The sequence below is a fragment of the Streptomyces sp. NPDC050610 genome, assembly GCF_040654875.1.
Classification (GTDB): domain Bacteria; phylum Actinomycetota; class Actinomycetes; order Streptomycetales; family Streptomycetaceae; genus Streptomyces.
Window position 1 is genome coordinate 84,713 of record NZ_JBFAIV010000012.1, and the last position, 15,308, is coordinate 100,020.

A 15,308-nucleotide genomic window follows, 5' to 3' on the forward strand; every position below is an offset into this window, starting at 1 on the left:
TCAGGTACGAAGGAGTAACTGTTCGTAAAGACTAACCGTTAGTGTTACGGTCGGTGGCATGAAGCGAGTGAACATCGCCGAGTTCGGCGGTCCTGACGTTCTGCAACTCATCGATGCCGAGGAGCCCCACGCGGGCCCCGGCCAAGTACGCGTCGCCGTGCGGGCAGCGGGCGTGAACCCCGTCGACTGGCGGATCCGCGAGGGCCAGAAGCTGGGGGCCCACCCGATCACGCTGCCCACCGGGATCGGGCTGGACGCCGCCGGGGTGGTGGACGAGGTCGGTGACGGTGTCGAAGGGTTCGCGGTCGGCGACCGCGTGTTCGGCGAGGGGGTGAGTACGTACGCCGAGTTCGCCGTGCTGACGGCCTGGGCCCGGATGCCCGAGGGGCTGACGTTCGAAGAGGCCGCCGGTTACCCCTCCGTGGTGGAGACCGCGCTGCGCATCATCGGCCAGACCGGGGTGCAGCCCGGGCAGACTCTGCTGGTCAGCGGGGCGTCCGGGGGAGTCGGGTCGGCGGTGCTGCAGATCGCCCGCGAGCGCGGCATCACCGTGATCGGCACGGCCGGGGCCGCGAACCAGGACTACCTGCGGAGCCTGGGCGCCGTCGCCACGACGTACGGCGAGGGCTGGGTCGAGCGGGTACGGCAGCTCGGCCAGGTCGACGCGGCGCTCGATCTGGCCGGTTCGGGCGTGATCCGTGAGCTCATCGAGCTGACCGGGGACCCCGAGAAGGTCGTCTCCATCGCCGACCTCGGCGCGCCGGACCTCGGCGTCCGGTTCTCCGGCGTGGCCGGGAGCGTGCCGGACGCGCTCGCCGTGGCCGCCGACCTCATCTCGCGGGGGAAGCTCCACATCCCGGTCGAGAAGTCGTACCCGCTCGCCGAGGCCGCGGCGGCGCACATCGACAGCCAGGCCGGCCACACGCGCGGACGCCGGGTCATCGCCATCTGAGCCGCTTCCCGTACCGCCGTACGCCGTACGGGCCGTAGCGATCCGTAACCGCCCCAGGCTCATGCCGGCGGTTACGGATCGACTGCGGCCGACCGGCGTGCGGCACTGCGCGGCAGAGGCCGGCCAGTCGGACGATCACGGCGTGTGACAGTGGGCGGCCAGGCCCCGCAGGCCGGCCGCGAAGACGTCGGTCCGGAAGGTCTCCGCCAGCTCGTCGGCGTCGATGGGACGTACGTCGGTATTGGTCCGGTCGCAGTCGAAGGTCACCGACCAGCCGACGTACGTCTCATCGGTGGCGGTGATGGGCAGCACCCGCATGGTGGCCCGGTAGGACCGCACCGGGTACGGGGAGCTGACGATGCCGTACGTCATGGACCGCGTGTGGTCGTCCAGCGCCAGGAGGGACTCCACCACGGTCTCCCCGTCGGCCATGGACAGCGTGCGGACACTGCCGACGCGGTCGGGCGCCGATCCGTCCGCCAGGGCGCAGCCCGCGACGGCCGGCTGCCAGGCGGCCAGGCCGCCGAAGTCGCGGACCACGCGCCACACGGTGGCGACCGGGGCCGGGATGACAGCGCCGGCGAATGCTTCGGGCATGGGAGAACTCCGGTTCTTAAGGAGGGGGAAAGGAGGGGGGAGGGGACGGCCGCCGTCGCGGCTTCCCGGACCTGCTCGCGAGAGCGGAAGAGAGGGCGACGGGGGCGTCGGCACTCGGTCGGCAGTGCGCTGACCGGCCATGACGCCGACGTTACGAGCGCGGCGGCGGGCGTGGGAGGGTGCGCTGCGGCCACCCGGAGTACGGGCCCGGCCGCCGCACCCGGGTGGGTGCAGCGCACCCACGCCCCGGCGGCCGTCCGCGATTAGCGTGGCGGTCATGGAAAGCGAGAACGAACTCGGCGACTACCTGCGCGCCCGCCGTGCGGCGGTCGCGCCGGCGGACGTCGGACTGCCCGACGACGGGCCCCGGCGGGTGCCGGGGCTGCGGCGCGACGAGGTGGCGCTGCTGGCCGGGATGAGCACGGATTACTACATCCGGCTGGAGCAGGGCCGCGAGCGGCATCCGTCCGAGCAGGTGCTGCGGGCGCTCGCCGCGACGCTGCGGCTGGACGACGCGGCGGCGGGCCACCTCTTCCGGCTGGGGCTGTCCGTCTTCGGGACGGCGGCCGCCGCGCCGACCGTCGCGCCGGAGCTGCTGCGGCTGATGGACGGCATGCGCGAGGTGCCGGCCTTCGTGGTCGGGGCGGCGCAGGACGTGCTGGCGGCCAACGCGATGGCGCGTGAGCTGTACCGCGGTTTCGCCCGGTACGACAACCTGCTGCGGATGATCTTCCTCGACCCCTTCGCGCGCGAGTTCTACGCCGACTGGGACCACGCGTCGCGCATCGCGGTCGGCAACCTGCGGGCGTCCTCCTCGCGGTTCCCGCGGGACGAGCGGATCGAGCGGGTCGTCGGCGAGCTGAGCGTGCGCAGCCCCGCCTTCGCGGGCCTGTGGGCGCGGTACGAGGTCCGGCCCCGTACGCACGAGGACAAGCACTTCCGGCACCCGGCGGTGGGGGAGATGCGGCTGCACTTCGAGGCGCTCGCCGTCACCAGCGCCCCCGGACAGCACCTGTCCGTCTACAGCGCGGAACCCGGCAGCGCCGGCGCCGACGCCCTGGTCCTGCTGGGCCGGCTGTCCGAGCGGGAATCCGGTCGGTTGTCCGGGCGGGAACCCGGCCGACCGTCCGGGCGGGAATCCGGCCGACCGTCCGAGCGAGGCTCCGGTCGGCTGTCCGAGCGGGAACCCGACCGGCTGTCCGAGCGAGGCTCCAGCCGGTCGTCCGAGCGGGAAGAGATCCCGACGGACCAGGACGATTCTGTGGAAGAAGGAGAATTCCGATCATGACCGCCTCTCTGTCCGACGCCGCCGGCACCTTCGAGATCGCCGGCAAGAAGGTCGCCCGTCTCGGTTTCGGCGCCATGCGCCTGACCGGACTCGGCGTGTGGGGCGAGCCCGACGACCGCGCGGAGTGCGTCCGCGTGGTGCGCCGCGCCGTCGAACTCGGCGTGCAGCTGATCGACACCGCGGACTCCTACGGCCCGTACGTGAGCGAGGAGATCATCCGGGAGGCGATCCACCCCTACCGCGACGACGTGCTGATCGCGACCAAGGCCGGGCTGACCCGCAACGGACCCGACATGATCAGGACCGACAAGGGACTGGTGAACGTCGGTACGGCGGCGTGGCCGCCGGTCGGGCGCCCGGAGTACCTGCGCCAGCAGGCCCTGATGAGCCTGCGCCGGCTCGGCGTGGACCGCATCGACCTGTTCCAGCTGCACCGCGTCGATCCGGAGGTCCCGCTGGCGGACCAGGTCGGCGAGCTGAAGCTGCTCCAGGACGAGGGAAAGATCGGCGAGATCGGGCTGTCCCAGGTCACCGTCGACCAGATCGAGCAGGCCCGTACGGTCGCGGAGATCGCCACCGTCCAGAACCGCTACAACCTCACCGACCGCAGCTCCGCCGACGTCCTGGAGTACTGCGCCCGCCACGGCATCGGCTTCATCCCCTGGGCGCCCGTGGCCGCGGGCGAACTGGCCCGGCCGGGCGGCCCGGTCGACCGGATCGCGACCGCCCACGACGCCGGCCCGTCACAGGTGGCGCTGGCCTGGCTGCTGGCCCGCTCCGAGGTCGTCCTGCCCATCCCCGGCACCTCCAAGGTCGCGCACCTGGAGGAGAACCTGACCGCGGCCGACCTGCGACTGAGCGACGCGGAAGTCGACGAACTGACCGCTACGAACTGACCGCCACGCACTGACCGCCACGGTGTGACGGCCGCTCCGGGAAGGCGGCCCGTCCGACCCTTCGCGCCGGGAGCCGGCCGCCTTCCCCTCTCCGGCTCCCCCTCCGTTCCCCTCCCCGGCCCCTCCGCCTCCACCGAAGAAAAGATCGTCGCCATGCTGCTTCCCTATGACGAGGCGGGCCGAGGCCGCGCCGTCGTCCTGCTGCACGCCCGTCCCACCGACCGCACCATGTGGGCGGCCCACCTTCCCCTGCTCGCCGACGCGGGCGTACGGGCCATCGCGCTGGACCTCCCCGGCCACGGCGACGCGCGCGTACCCGCCGACCGTGAGGCGGCCCCCTGGGCGGATGTGCTCGACACGCTCGACTACCTCGGGGCCGACCGCTTCGTCCTGGCCGGGAACTCCCTCGGCGCCCTGACGGCGCTCCAGGCCGCCGTCACGGCGCCCGAGCGGGTCGAGGGCCTGGTGCTCATCGGGTACCGGCCCCACGACCAGCCGGCCTCCCCGCGGCTGCGAGCCGCCTGGGACGCCGAAAGGGCCGCGCTCGACGCCGACGACCTGGACGCGGCGGTCGCGGCCGGCGTCGAGGCGTGGACCTCGGCCGACGCGACCGGCGACGTACGCGCGCACGCCGCCCGTATGCTCCGCGACCAGCTCACCGGACAACTCGCCCACGGCGAGCCGCCGTTGGCGGCGGACCCGCTCGGCGAGGGAACGGCGGCGCTGCGCGCGTTGACCGCCCCCGCCCTGGTCGGCGTCGGCGAACACGACATGCCCGACTTCTTCGAGGGCGGCGAGGGACTGGCCCGCGACCTCGACGCGGGCCGGCCCGTGGTCATCCCCGGCGCGGGGCACCTCGCGCCGCTGGAGCAGCCCGCGGCGTTCTGCACCCTGCTGCTGGACTTCGTCCACCGCCTCCCCGCGCGGTAGCGCTGAACTCCGCCCCCGGGCCCCGCTGCTGGAGACGGGGTGAGCCGGGACGGGGCGGGACGAGACGGGCCGGGGCGACCGCCCCCGGTGCCCGACGGTGTCCGAAACGGCTTGGTGAGCGCCGCCTTCCGGTGCCGCGCCGGTGACAGGAAAGGCGGGCGCTGCCAGAGTGGCCGCGCAAGCAGCCTCACGGAACCGCAAAAGGGGCCACACGGAGCCGCAAGGAACCGCACGGAGCCGCAAGGAACCGAGGGGCCTCACGGGACCCCGACCGGGCCTCGCCCCGCGTCCCGGCGCCCGCCACCGCGGCGCCGGACGCCTTCCAGTACGTATCGCCTTAGCGCCCCCGCCCGCGATACGCCGGGCCGTGGGCCGGAGAGGTACAACGATGGGTTCATGGAAGTGGAACGACCAGCAGCGCCCCGCCGCCGCGATCGGCGTGCGGGCCACGATGGGCGCCGTCACGATGAAGGACGATCCGCAGGCCGCGCAGCGCCCGTACGTCTTCGCCCGCGGCCTCGACTCGCGGCTGTACGTCAACTGGTGGGACGGCAAGGCGTGGCACTGGAGCGACCAGGGAACTCCCGCCGGGCGCACGGTCATCGAGAAGGTCGGCGCCGTCACGGTGCAGGACCGTCCGGACGCCCAGCAGCGCCCGTACGCGTTCGTCATCACCGATGACTCCAAGCTGCACGTGAACTGGTGGGACGGTTCCAAGTGGAACTGGAGCGACCAGGGCGCGCCCGGCGGGCGGCAGGTCCGCGAGGGCGTCGGCGTCGTCGCGGCCCAGGACTCCCCGACGTCGGCGCAGCGCCCGTACGTCTTCGTCCTCACCGACGACTTCCGGATGTGGGTCAACTGGTGGGACGGTTCCAAGTGGAACTGGAGCGACCAGGGCGCGCCGCCGAACCGCACGATCTCCCGCGCGATCGGCGTCACCACGATGCGCGACAACCCGAACGCCTTCACCCGCCCGTACGCCTTCGTCATCACCGACGACTCCCGGGTCTGGGTCAACTGGTGGGACGGCTCCAAGTGGAACTGGAGCGAGCAGGGCACGCCGTCCGGCCAGCCGGTCAAGAAGGGTGCGGGCGTCATCAGCGCCCAGAACGACCCGCAGGCGTCGGAGCGGCCGTACGTCTTCGTCCAGGGCTACGACTCGAAGCTGTACGTGAACTGGTGGGACGGTTCCAAGTGGAACTGGAGCGCGCAGGGCGCGCCCAGCGGTCGGCTGATCCTCGACTCCGTCGGCGCGGTCACGATGAAGGACGACCCGAACGCCTTCACCCGCCCGTACGTCTTCGTCATCGGCGACGACTCGAAGCTGTACGTGAACTGGTGGGACGGCAAGGCGTGGCACTGGGCCGCGCAGGGCACGCCGTCCGGGCGCGTCGTCGAGCGCCCCGGCGAGGCCGTCACCGTCCAGGACAACGGGAACGCGGCGCAGCGCCCGTACGCGTTCGTCATCACCGATGACTCCGACCTGTGGGTCAACTGGTGGTCGCTGCCGTAACCGGCGCCGGGCGGGCGGGGCTCCGGCGGTCAAGCGGAATCCGCCGCTGACCGCGGAGCTCCCGTCCGCCCCCGGGGTGGGCTGGTGTTCAGCCCCCGCCCCGGTGCGGCGGCCCCGTCGCCCACCGCCGGAGCTTCTCCGGGTTGCGCACCGCCCAGACGCGGGTGATCCGTTCGCCCTCGACGCCGAACGCCGCGACCGTCACGGTGATCCCGTCCCGCTGGGCCACCAGGCCGGGGCGGCCGTTGACCGTGCGCTCCAGGATCGTCAGGCCGGTCGCCCTGTCGGTGAGACCGAGGAGGAAGCGGGCGATCCGCTCGCCCCCCTCGATCGGGCGGAGCGCCGCGCCGGCCGCTCCGCCGCCGTCGGCTATCAGCGCGGCGTCGGGGTCGAGGAGGCCGATGAGGACGTCGATGTCCTTGGCCTCCCACGCCTTCCTGAAGCCCCTGACGAGGCCCGCCTGCTGGGGTGTCGGGGCCTCCGGGGTCCGGGACACGCGCAGCCGGCGGCGGGCCGACGAGGCCAGTTTGCGGCAGGCGGTCGGCGTGCGGCCGACGATCTCGGCCACTTCGGCGAAGGGGTAGCGGAAGACGTCGTGCAGGATGAACGCGACGCGTTCTGCCGGGGTCATCGCGTCGAGGACGACCAGGAACGCCATGGTGACCGATTCGTCCAGGGTGACCCGGTCGGCCGGGTCCGCCGAGGCGGCGCCCGGCCATCCGTCGGCCCACTCCGTACGGTCGGGAACGGGCTCCGGGAGCCATTCCCCCACGTAGCTCTCGCGCCGGACCCGGGCCGAGCCGAGCAGGTCCAGGCAGATGCGGCCGGCGACCTTCGTCAGCCAGGCGCCGGGGGACCGGGTGGCCTCCCGGCGCTGCCGGGGCATGGCGTACCAGCGGGCGTAGGTCTCCTGGACGACGTCCTCGGCCTCCGCCAGGGAGCCCAGGAGCCGGTAGGCGAGGTTGATCAGCTGACGCCGCTCGCTCGTGATCGCGGCCAGGCCCGGATCGTCGGGCCGGCCGTCTCCCGGCTCGGATGAGCTGGTCATGGTGGCGTCGTCTCCCTTCGTCCTTCGTTTTTCGTCCTACTTGGTCCTTCGTCCTTCGTCGCGGTCGCTCTCGGTAGTCCGACGAAACAGCGCACCGATCTGTGAGGCCGGCGCGTCGCCTCACGTTCCCAGGGGCTGCGTCGTCGGACTACCGAGACAGCGTCCGGACCGCGAAGGGAAGGTCTCGCCGTGTTCATGTCCACGACGGCCAAGCGGGGCGACCGCACGTTCTTGCGTGCCGCGATCGCCTTGCAGACCGCGACCGTCTTCGTCCAGGCGGTCTCCGCCGGGCTGCTGCTGTCCTCGTCGTCCTTCGGCATGACCCTGCACAGCGTCGGCGCGCGCGTGATGTTCGCCGCGGTGATGGTGCATCTCGCCGCGGCGATCCTGGCCTGGCGGCCGGGCGGCGGCTCGCCCGGGCCCATCCTGTACGCGGCCGGGTTCATGGTGATCACGTCGGCGCAGGTGGTACTGGGCATAGCGCACGTGACGTCCCCGCACGTCCCCTTGGGTGTCCTGATGTTCGGCCTGAGCCTTCTCCACCTCGGCCGACCGCCGGCCGCCCACCGCGCCCGTACGGCCGCCGCGGAGTGACGGCCACCGTGCCCACGCGGCATCCGCGCCCACACGGCCCCCGACGACCGGCGGGCCACCGCGCCCACGCAGCCGCCCCGGAGTGACCGCCGGCGCGTCGGCCCCCGGCCCGCACTCGGTATAGCCGCCCCCGCTTCCCTTCACTGCCGTCCCAAAGTCACCGCTCGTCAATTCCGTTGCGCCCGCCACACGGTTAGCGTGCTGGGGCCCCCGAATTTGAGGAGTTGCCCCGTGACCTCACTCACGCGCCGCGCATTCGTCGGTACCTCCACCGCGGCCGCGGCCGCCGGACTGATCGGAGCGGCCGGTACGGCCGCCGAGGCGGTGGACACGGACGAGAGCGCCGCCGCCTCGGCGCGCAAGGACGGCGGGACCGGCGAGATCAAGCACATCGTCGTGCTCATGCAGGAGAACCGCAGCTTCGACCACTACTTCGGCTCCCTGCGCGGCGTACGCGGCTTCGACGACCGGCAGGGGCTCGTCTTCCCCGACGGGTCCACCGTGCTGCGCCAGCCCGCCTCCGGGCGTACGGACGGCGGCTATCTGCTCCCGTACCGGATGGACACCACCCGCTACAACGCGCAGAACGCCAACGGGCTCCCGCACGACTGGAAGACCAGCCACGACGCGATCAACCACGGCGCCATGAACCAGTGGATATCCGCCAAGGGCGAGCGCTGCATGGGCTACTTCACCCGCGAGGACATCCCGTACCAGTACGCGCTCGCCGACGCCTTCACCGTCGCCGACCACTACTTCGCCTCCCTGGCCGGGCCCACCGACCCCAACCGCCTCTACCTGTGGAGCGGCACCGCAGGGCCCGGCACCGACGGCACCACCGGGCCGTTCACCGACAACAGCGTCGTCACCGAGAACCCCGTCGCCGACTGGACCACCTACGCCGAGCGTCTCCAGCAGGCCGGCGTGAGCTGGCGCGTCTACCACAATCCGGGCATGGACGAGCGGTACGGCGACTACGACTGCAACGGGCTCTCGTACTTCAAGCAGTTCCACGCCTTCGCGAAGGACGACCCGCGCTACGTCAACGCCATGACCAAGTTCGACCTGTCCGCCTTCGACCGGGACTGCAAGGACGGCACCCTGCCCACCGTCTCCTGGCTCGTGTCCCCGTACCTCTTCTGCGAACACCCGGCCGCCAGCCCCGACTACGGCGCGGACTACGTCAACACCGCCCTCCAGTCCCTCTTCGCCAACCCCGAGGTCTGGAAGCACACCGCGTTCCTCGTCATGTACGACGAGAACGACGGCTACTTCGACCACGTCGTGCCGCCCACCGCGCCCGCCGGGACCCCCGGCGAGTTCGCCAAGGGCCAGCCGATCGGGCTGGGCAACCGGGTGCCGCTGTGGGTCGTCTCGCCCTGGTCGCGCGGCGGCTGGACGAACTCGCAGGTCTTCGACCACACCTCGGTGCTGCGGCTGATGGAGCGCGTCACGGGCGTGCGCGAGCCGAACATCACCGACTGGCGGCGCGCGGTCTGCGGCGACCTCACCAGCTGCTTCGACTTCTCCGCCCCCGACTACTCCATCCCCCGCCTCCCTGACACCAAGGAGCTGGTCCGCAAGGCGGACCAGAGCAAGAAGCTGCCGCCGGTCAAGCTGCCCGGCAACGGCCAGCAGACCAAGCCCGTACAGGAGCCGGGCACCCGGCCGCACCGCCCGCTGCCCTACCGGCCGGACGCGAAGACCGCCGTGGACGCGCATACGGGCAAGGTCACCTGCACCATGACCAACCACGGTGAGGCCGCCTTCCACTACACCGTCTTCCCCAACGCCCACCTGCCGTTCGCCGGCACCCCGTTCACGGTCGCGCCGGGCGCGCAGGCCGTCTACGAGTGGGACACGGCCAAGACGGGCGGCGCGTACGACTTCACGGTGTACGGGGCCGACGGGTTCGTACGGCGCTTCAAGGGCGCGGCGAAGGACACGGCGCGGGCGACCGCGAAGGCGGACCGGCGGACCGTCCGGCTGACGCTCGGGCACACGCACGGCGAGGAGGCCCGCTTCACGCTGGAGCCCGGCGGCTCCGGCGGCAAGCGCCGCACCGTGGACGTACAGGTGGGCCGGCCCTCCCATGTGGAGTGGCCGACGCAGGACGGGCGCTACGACGTGACGGTCACCGGCGCGGACGGCTTCGTACGGCGCTGGGCGGGCACGGCCTACCAGGACTGAGCCACGGGGGAGGGGCCGTGGGGAAGGCCCCTCCCCGCCGCGGCCTCAGTTCACGATGCCCTCGTACCCGCCGATGTCCCGCGGGTCGCGCGCCCCCGGGCCGATGTAGCGCGCCGAGGGCCGCACCAGCCGCCCCGTGCGCTTCTGCTCCAGGATGTGCGCGCTCCACCCGGCGGTGCGGGCGCACGTGAACATCGACGTGAACATGTGCGCCGGCACCTCCGCGAAGTCCAGCACGATCGCCGCCCAGAACTCCACATTGGTGGCCAGCACCCGGTCCGGGCGGCGGTTGTGCAGCTCCTCCAGCGCGGCCTTCTCCAGCGCCTGCGCGACCTCGAAGCGCGGCGCGGCCAGCTCCTTGGCCGTCCGGCGCAGGACCCGGGCCCGGGGGTCCTCGGCGCGGTAGACGCGGTGGCCGAAGCCCATGAGCCGGTCGCCGCGGTCGAGCGCCCGCTTGACGTAGGCGGTCGCGTCGCCGGTCCGTTCGATCTCCTCGATCATGCCGAGGACGCGGGACGGGGCGCCGCCGTGCAGCGGCCCGGACATGGCGCCGACCGCCCCGGAGAGCGCGGCGGCGACGTCGGAGCCGGTGGAGGCGATGACGCGGGCGGTGAACGTCGAGGCGTTCATGCCGTGTTCGGCGGCGGACGTCCAGTACGCGTCGACGGCCTTGACGTGCCGCGGGTCGGGCTCGCCGCGCCAGCGCTTCATGAAGCGCTCCACGACGGTCTGCGCCGTGTCGATCTCCTTCTGGGGCACCATCGGCAGCCCCTGGCCGCGCGCCGACTGGGCCACGTACGACAGCGCCATCACGGCGGCGCGGGCGAGGTCGTCGCGGGCGGTGGCCTCGTCGATGTCGAGCAGCGGGCGCAGCCCCCAGACGGGCGCGAGCATCGCGAGCGCGGACTGCACGTCGACCCGGATGTCACCGGAGTGCACCGGGATGGGGAACGGCTCGGCGGGCGGCAGACCGGGGTCGAAGGCGCCGTCCACCAGCAGCCCCCATACGTTCCCGAAGGACACGTGGCCCACCAGGTCTTCGATGTCGACGCCTCGGTAGCGGAGGGAGCCGCCTTCCTTGTCGGGCTCGGCGATCTCCGTTTCGAACGCGACGACTCCCTCTAGTCCGGGTACGAAGTCGGACATCTGGCGGCTCCTCATGATCTGATCTACAGGCGGTTTTTGACCAAAATGTCAGAATCTGGGTGAAGATGTGGCGTCACCGTGCGGCGACCGGCGTGCTGGTGTCGTGACGGGTCCACGGCTGCGTGGCGCGGCTCGCGGCCCGTAGTGCTCTTCCCGGTCATGCCCCGCGCGGCGGGTGGTCACCCAAGAGGGCGGGGACTGGTTCGGACCGGACGCCGCAACCGCCGGCCACCGCCCGGCACGCCGCTCCGGGCTGCGATTTTGGCGGCTCGCGGACGCGCGGGGAAGAGTGATGTGCGGCACACCTGGCGATTGGGGCGGGTGAGGGTTACGCGGCGGCGCGTACGGGCAGGCTGAACCGCGCCCGCCGGGGCGGCGCGGGCCTTCCGGCGCCTCACAGACCGCCGAGTCCTCGATGCTGCAAGATGAGCGCGTGCCCGATGCCGACGAACTCGACCCCGCCGCGATGCGCGTGCAGTACCGCTACCAGGGCCTCGCCGAGGCCGACTTGGCCCCCGAGCCGTACGAGCAGTTCCGGCGCTGGTTCGCGCAGGCCGCGGCCGGCGGGCTGTACGAGCCCAACGCCATGGTCGTCTCCACCGCCGACGCCGCCGGGCGGCCCAGCTCCCGGACGGTCCTGCTCAAGGGGTACGACGAGCGCGGCTTCGTCTTCTACACCAACTACACGTCCCGCAAGGCCCGCGAACTCGACCGGAACCCCCACGTCTCGCTGCTCTTCCCCTGGCACGCCATCGCCCGCCAGGTCATCGTCACCGGCGTCGCCGACCGCGTCGGCCGCGACGAGACGGCCGCCTACTTCCGCACCCGCCCCTACGGCTCGCAGCTCGGCGCCTGGGCCAGCCACCAGTCCGAGGCCGCCGCGGACCGGACCCAACTCGACGCCGCGTACGCCGAGTTGGCGGAGCGCTACCCCGAGGGCGAGCAGGTGCCGGTGCCGCCGGGCTGGGGCGGCTTCCGGGTGCGCGCGGAGGCGGTGGAGTTCTGGCAGGGCCGCGAGAACCGCCTGCACGACCGGCTGCGGTACGTGCGGGAAGGGGCGGGGCAGGGGCAGGCCGCTTGGCGGGTGGAGCGCTTGTGGCCGTGAGCGCGCGCCTGTGAGCACGCGCGGGCGTCCGGGGCCGTAGTGCCTACGGGCGACCGTGTCCGTACGGCCGCGCCGGCCCGGTGAACGCAGGCGACCCGCGGGCCTCGGTCCCTCCGGAGAGGGAGCCGGCCGGACAAACCGGCGGCCCGCGGGTCGGGTGACTGCTTGGGATTGAGCCGACTGCTCGCCGGCCCCGCACAGAGTGCGACGACGGGCCGTCAGCCCGCAGCCACCTCGCTTGTCCGGGATGAAATCACTTCCCGATCACCTCCTTTCGGCGTTAGCGGCACTCTAGGAGGCGGCCGTCGCAGCGCTCAACCGATTTTTCGAACCGCCGCGCGAGCTGCTGTCCGATCCCCCCGCCGGGCCCCGGCGCGTACGGCCCGTGCCGCGCCCCTCCGCCCCACGTCGCGCCCCCGATGCCCGGCTCCGCGCCCCTTTCGAGACGCACGGCGCCCCTTGCGGCCCAATTTCCCGGAGGCAACGATTTCGCCGAACCGTGTGTGGCGCGCGTCACGTTCGAGTTCAATATCTTCTTGTGCAGCACGCCCAAGCAGGGGGGTCGCCCAATGACTGCTTCGCAGCGTTCAGACGCATCGCACGGCACACCGCCGTCCGGCCCACCGCGCTCCGCGTCCGGTGACGGCTCCGGCCTGCTCGCCGCACTGCTCGACGGGATGGACGCCGCGCTCTGCGCCTTCGACGCCGACGGCGTCGTCACCCACTGGAACCGGGAGGCGGAGCGAATCCTCGGCTGGACGGCGGCGGAAGCCGTCGGGCGGCGGGGGCTCACCGACTGGGCGGTGCGGGCGGCGGACGCCGAGGAGGTGGAGGCGCGGCTGCTGAGCGCGATGAAGACGCCGGGCCGCCATGTGCACGAGTTCGCGCTGGTGACCAAGGACGGCGGGCGGGTGCTGGTCCGTACGCAGTCCTCCGCGGTGCCGGGCGCGGACGGCGGCCCGGCCGGGGTCTACTGCGCGTTCAGCGAGGTGCACGCGCAGATCGACCTGGAGCGGTCGATCGCGCTCAGCGAGGCGCTGTTCGAGGACGCCTCGTGGGGCGTGGTCCTGGTCGACGCCGACCTGCGCCCGGCGGTCGTCAACGAACACGCCTCGGCCGCCCTGGGCGCGGCCGGCTCGGGGCTGCTCGGCCGCCCGCTGGGCGAGCTGCTGGAACAGGGCGTCGAGGAGCTGGAGGGCGCGCTCCAGCACGTACTGGCCGAGGGCGCGCCGCTCGCGCCGACCGAGCTGTGGGTGACGCTGCGCGGCGGCGAGGGGCACACGCCCGAGCGCCGCTGCTGGCGCAGCGGCTTCCTGCGGCTCGCCTCGCCGCTCGCCGAGGAGCCGGTGCCGCTGGGGGTGGCGTGGCTGTTCCTGGACGTGACGGAGGAGCGGCTGGCCGAGCAGCAGGGCGCGCGGCTGCGGTTCCGCGCCAGCCAGCTGCACCGGGCGGGGCGCGCGGTCGCCGAGTGCGAGGACCCGATGGAGGCGGCCACCCTCCAGCTCGACTTCGCGCTCGCGGGGTTCGCGGACCACGCGCTGATCGACGTGCTGACGGTGCCCGTGGCGCTCGCGGAGCCGCCCGTCCGGCTCGTACGGGCCGCGCTGACGCCCGCGGGCGCGCCGGGGCCGCAGCCGCCGACGATGCCGTGCGACATCCCGGTCGGCTACCCGGAGGGCCACCCGGCGCTGCTGGCGGTCGAGCGCTGCGGCTCGGTGCGCTCCAGCTCGTCGGGCGACTCCGACGCGGCCGTCGCGCTGTGGGCGGCGGCCCGCAAATGGCCGGACGGCACGGCGCACGCCCTCAGCGTCGTGCTGCGCAGCCGCGGCCGCACCCTGGGCGCCGCCACCTTCCTGCGCGGCCCGTCCCGCCGCCCGTTCGACCGGGTGGACGCGACGTACGCGGAGGACGTGGCGGCCCGCGTCGCCGCCTCGGTGGACCTGGCGGCGGTGGTACGGGCGTGAGGGCCGCCGGGGCGCGGTACGGGTCCGCGGCCGCCGGGCGCTAGTGGCGGTAGAAGATCCGGTCGCCGTACTCCGTCATGATCCGGCCGTTCCACTCGTGGCCGCCGTCGACGTTGCCGGAGCGCAGCATCGGCGGGTCGATGCCGCGGGCGGCGAGGTTCCCGGCCGCCGCGGCCATGACGGCCTGCATCAGGGCGCTGGTGACGACGGTGGAGGCGGGGGCGAAGGGGGCGCTGATGCCCTCGGCGGTGAGTTCGGCGTCGCCGAGCGCGATCTTGGTGTCGAGGACGATGTCGCAGTGGTCCTTGAGGTACGTGCCGGAGACGTGCCGGGACTTGGTCTCGGCGGCGTACGCGACCGAGGTCACCCCGATGACCTTCAGGCCGAGGGCGCGGGCGTTCTGCGCCATCTCGACGGGCAGGGAGTTGCGGCCCGAGAGGGAGATGACGACGAGGACGTCCCCGGGCCGGGCGGGGCTGGTGTCCAGGACGGCCCCGGCGAGCCCGTCGACGCGCTCCAGGGCGCTGCCGAGGGTGGCCGGCATGACGCTGACGCCGACGGCGCCCGGGACGGCGAGGAGGTTCATGAGGGCGAGCCCGCCGGCCCGGTAGACGACGTCCTGGGCGGGGAGCGAGGAGTGGCCCGCACCGAAGACGAAGAGGCGGCCGCCCTCGGCGACGGTGTCCGCGAGGAGGGCGCCGGCGGCGGCGACGTGCTCGGCCTCCTCGTCGCGCACGGTCGTCAGCAGCTCGATCGCGGCGTCGAAGAACTGCCCGGCCAGCGCGGCTCCGGCCGGCTCGGGTCCGGTGGAGCCGGTGGTCCCGGCGGCCCCGTTCGGCCCGGCCGGCTCGGAGACGTCGGTCCCGGCGTCGGTCCCGGCATCCGTCCCGGCATCCGTCCCGGAGTCAGTCCCGGCGGTCGTCGCAGCACGCGTGGCGGCACACATCGCAGCAGGAGCCTTTCGGTCGGTGCGTACTCTGGTGGCGCGGATCACGTTGCGGTCTGGACCAGTGCCCTGTCAATACAGCCCGCGGTCTCGCGCGGGAGCACGCCCGTGATCACGCTACGACGCCCCGAATGGCCGC

The 15,308-nt window shown here is 73.1% G+C and carries 12 protein-coding genes and 1 pseudogene; 9 read left to right on the forward strand and 4 right to left on the reverse strand.

Features of this window, described 5'->3' with window-relative positions; all coding sequences use genetic code 11:
- The first annotated feature begins 58 nt into the window (after positions 1 to 58).
- The gene (locus AB0I22_RS17155; RefSeq protein ID WP_363131596.1) at positions 59 to 952 is read left to right on the forward strand and encodes an NADP-dependent oxidoreductase; all 894 of its coding nucleotides are present in this window, start codon (positions 59 to 61) and stop codon (positions 950 to 952) included.
- A 135-nt stretch (positions 953 to 1,087) separates the two neighbouring features.
- Here the strand turns inward: AB0I22_RS17155 and AB0I22_RS17160 are convergent, their stop codons facing one another.
- On the reverse strand, positions 1,088 to 1,549 hold the full coding sequence (locus tag AB0I22_RS17160) for an SRPBCC family protein (protein WP_363131597.1): 462 nt from the start codon (positions 1,547 to 1,549) through the stop codon (positions 1,088 to 1,090).
- Positions 1,550 to 1,826: 277 nt separating this feature from the next.
- On the opposite strand from AB0I22_RS17160, the pseudogene AB0I22_RS17165 reads away from it, so the two are divergent.
- The 4 genes and pseudogenes from AB0I22_RS17165 to AB0I22_RS17180 all read left to right on the forward strand — a co-directional run.
- Positions 1,827 to 2,636: pseudogene (locus AB0I22_RS17165) on the forward strand (helix-turn-helix transcriptional regulator); the annotation flags it as partial.
- 197 nt (positions 2,637 to 2,833) lie between these two features.
- Positions 2,834 to 3,733: an aldo/keto reductase gene (locus tag AB0I22_RS17170; protein WP_363131598.1), complete on the forward strand. Its 900-nt coding sequence runs from the start codon at positions 2,834 to 2,836 to the stop codon at positions 3,731 to 3,733.
- A 153-nt stretch (positions 3,734 to 3,886) separates the two neighbouring features.
- Positions 3,887 to 4,663, forward strand: a complete 777-nt coding sequence (locus AB0I22_RS17175) for an alpha/beta hydrolase (protein WP_363131599.1) — start codon at positions 3,887 to 3,889, stop codon at positions 4,661 to 4,663.
- A gap of 388 nt (positions 4,664 to 5,051) precedes the next feature.
- The gene (locus AB0I22_RS17180; protein WP_363131600.1) at positions 5,052 to 6,176 is read left to right on the forward strand and encodes a hypothetical protein; all 1,125 of its coding nucleotides are present in this window, start codon (positions 5,052 to 5,054) and stop codon (positions 6,174 to 6,176) included.
- An 88-nt stretch (positions 6,177 to 6,264) separates the two neighbouring features.
- Here the strand turns inward: AB0I22_RS17180 and sigJ are convergent, their stop codons facing one another.
- Positions 6,265 to 7,224 carry an RNA polymerase sigma factor SigJ gene (gene sigJ, locus AB0I22_RS17185; RefSeq protein WP_363131601.1) on the reverse strand — a complete coding sequence of 320 codons (960 nt, stop codon included), beginning with the start codon at positions 7,222 to 7,224 and terminating at the stop codon, positions 6,265 to 6,267.
- Positions 7,225 to 7,419: 195 nt separating this feature from the next.
- Between sigJ and AB0I22_RS17190 the strand changes: the two genes are divergently transcribed.
- Positions 7,420 to 7,818, forward strand: a complete 399-nt coding sequence (locus AB0I22_RS17190) for a hypothetical protein (RefSeq protein ID WP_363131602.1) — start codon at positions 7,420 to 7,422, stop codon at positions 7,816 to 7,818.
- 231 nt (positions 7,819 to 8,049) lie between these two features.
- Complete coding sequence (locus tag AB0I22_RS17195) at positions 8,050 to 10,008, forward strand: phosphocholine-specific phospholipase C (RefSeq protein ID WP_363131603.1); 1,959 nt, start codon at positions 8,050 to 8,052, stop codon at positions 10,006 to 10,008.
- 45 nt (positions 10,009 to 10,053) lie between these two features.
- On the opposite strand, the gene AB0I22_RS17200 is transcribed toward AB0I22_RS17195, so the two are convergent.
- Positions 10,054 to 11,154 (reverse strand): citrate synthase 2, encoded by a 1,101-nt coding sequence (locus AB0I22_RS17200; RefSeq protein WP_363131604.1) that lies wholly within the window; start codon positions 11,152 to 11,154, stop codon positions 10,054 to 10,056.
- 415 nt (positions 11,155 to 11,569) lie between these two features.
- Between AB0I22_RS17200 and pdxH the strand changes: the two genes are divergently transcribed.
- The gene (gene pdxH / locus AB0I22_RS17205; protein WP_363131605.1) at positions 11,570 to 12,259 is read left to right on the forward strand and encodes a pyridoxamine 5'-phosphate oxidase; all 690 of its coding nucleotides are present in this window, start codon (positions 11,570 to 11,572) and stop codon (positions 12,257 to 12,259) included.
- Between the two features lie 569 nt (positions 12,260 to 12,828).
- Positions 12,829 to 14,223, forward strand: a complete 1,395-nt coding sequence (locus tag AB0I22_RS17210; protein ID WP_363131606.1) for a PAS domain-containing protein — start codon at positions 12,829 to 12,831, stop codon at positions 14,221 to 14,223.
- Between the two features lie 40 nt (positions 14,224 to 14,263).
- On the opposite strand, the gene AB0I22_RS17215 is transcribed toward AB0I22_RS17210, so the two are convergent.
- Positions 14,264 to 15,169, reverse strand: coding sequence for an SIS domain-containing protein (locus tag AB0I22_RS17215; protein WP_363131607.1), 906 nt, complete (start codon positions 15,167 to 15,169; stop codon positions 14,264 to 14,266).
- Between the last annotated feature and the right edge of the window lie 139 nt (positions 15,170 to 15,308).

Bases quoted from the DNA above. Each gene is read 5' to 3' on its own strand.
- AB0I22_RS17200 (WP_363131604.1), bottom strand. From the start codon at position 11,154: ATGTCCGACTTCGTACCCGGACTAGAGGGAGTCGTCGCGTTCGAAACG.
- AB0I22_RS17175 (WP_363131599.1), top strand. From the start codon at position 3,887: ATGCTGCTTCCCTATGACGAGGCGGGCCGAGGCCGCGCCGTCGTCCTG.
- AB0I22_RS17210 (WP_363131606.1), top strand. From the start codon at position 12,829: ATGACTGCTTCGCAGCGTTCAGACGCATCGCACGGCACACCGCCGTCC.
- AB0I22_RS17170 (WP_363131598.1), top strand. From the start codon at position 2,834: ATGACCGCCTCTCTGTCCGACGCCGCCGGCACCTTCGAGATCGCCGGC.
- AB0I22_RS17160 (WP_363131597.1), bottom strand. From the start codon at position 1,549: ATGCCCGAAGCATTCGCCGGCGCTGTCATCCCGGCCCCGGTCGCCACC.
- AB0I22_RS17190 (WP_363131602.1), top strand. From the start codon at position 7,420: ATGTCCACGACGGCCAAGCGGGGCGACCGCACGTTCTTGCGTGCCGCG.
- pdxH (WP_363131605.1), top strand. From the start codon at position 11,570: ATGCTGCAAGATGAGCGCGTGCCCGATGCCGACGAACTCGACCCCGCC.
- AB0I22_RS17180 (WP_363131600.1), top strand. From the start codon at position 5,052: ATGGGTTCATGGAAGTGGAACGACCAGCAGCGCCCCGCCGCCGCGATC.
- sigJ (WP_363131601.1), bottom strand. From the start codon at position 7,224: ATGACCAGCTCATCCGAGCCGGGAGACGGCCGGCCCGACGATCCGGGC.
- AB0I22_RS17155 (WP_363131596.1), top strand. From the start codon at position 59: ATGAAGCGAGTGAACATCGCCGAGTTCGGCGGTCCTGACGTTCTGCAA.
- AB0I22_RS17215 (WP_363131607.1), bottom strand. From the start codon at position 15,169: ATGTGTGCCGCCACGCGTGCTGCGACGACCGCCGGGACTGACTCCGGG.